The organism is Arthrobacter sp. JCM 19049, assembly GCF_001310435.1.
In genome coordinates, this window is sequence record NZ_BAXF01000800.1 from 1 (window position 1) to 755 (window position 755).

2 protein-coding genes are annotated in these 755 nt (G+C 70.1%); both read right to left on the reverse strand.

Features of this window, described 5'->3' with window-relative positions; all coding sequences use genetic code 11:
* Positions 1–375 (reverse strand): NUDIX domain-containing protein (locus JCM19049_RS16360; protein WP_306420836.1); only part of this gene is annotated, 375 nt, incomplete at its 3' end.
* Complete coding sequence (locus tag JCM19049_RS22850; protein WP_054822069.1) at positions 366–569, reverse strand: hypothetical protein; 204 nt, start codon at positions 567–569, stop codon at positions 366–368. The genes JCM19049_RS16360 and JCM19049_RS22850, both read right to left, overlap by 10 nt.
* Positions 570–755: the final 186 nt, after the last annotated feature.

Here is a 755-nt window from a genome sequence, read left to right on the forward strand (position 1 = left end):
CGCGTGGGCGGCCAGGATCCCGACCACCGCGGAGGGGTTGTGAATCCGCCCGCCCAGCACCGCCTGCAGCGCCTCATCCAGCGGCACCCAGTCCGAACGCATCTCCGCTTCCTCATCGGTGCGCTTGAAACGCTCCGCGGTGGCCACCTCGCTGGCCTGGCGGGCCAGGAAGATGCGCATCGCCTCGGAGGAGGAGCCCGGGGAGAGGAACACGTCGGTGAGCACCGCCCATTGCGCGGCGGTGCGATCGGCCTCCTCCCACAGCTCACGCTGGGCGGCGCGCAGCGGGGCTTCGCCCTCCACGTCCAGCAGTCCGGCAGGAAGCTCCCACAGGGTCATGCCCACCGGGTGGCGGTACTGGTTGATCAGCAGCACGCGGTCCCGCTCATCGAGGACCACCACGGCACCGCCCCGGGGTGGGAGACGTAGTCGCGGGTGATGCGCGGCCCGCCGGGGGCCAGGTCCACCTCATCGTGCAGCACATCCCAGATCAGCCCGTCGTAGACGGTCTGCGAGGAGACCACGGTGCGCGGAGAGAATTCGTCGCTGGGGTGCTGGTTGTGGGGCACGAAGAGGGTCCTTCCATCTGGATGACAATGCCGGCCGGCAGGACTGCTGATGCCGGCGGCCGCGGTGTTGTTCGCAGTGTAAGCCCAAGGGCCGGTACCGCTGCAAGTTCATGCAGCGGTAGGCCCTTGGTTGGCTCTGCCCGGGGGTTCCGGGGCCCCGGGCGTCGGGGTGCCGGGGTTGGTGCT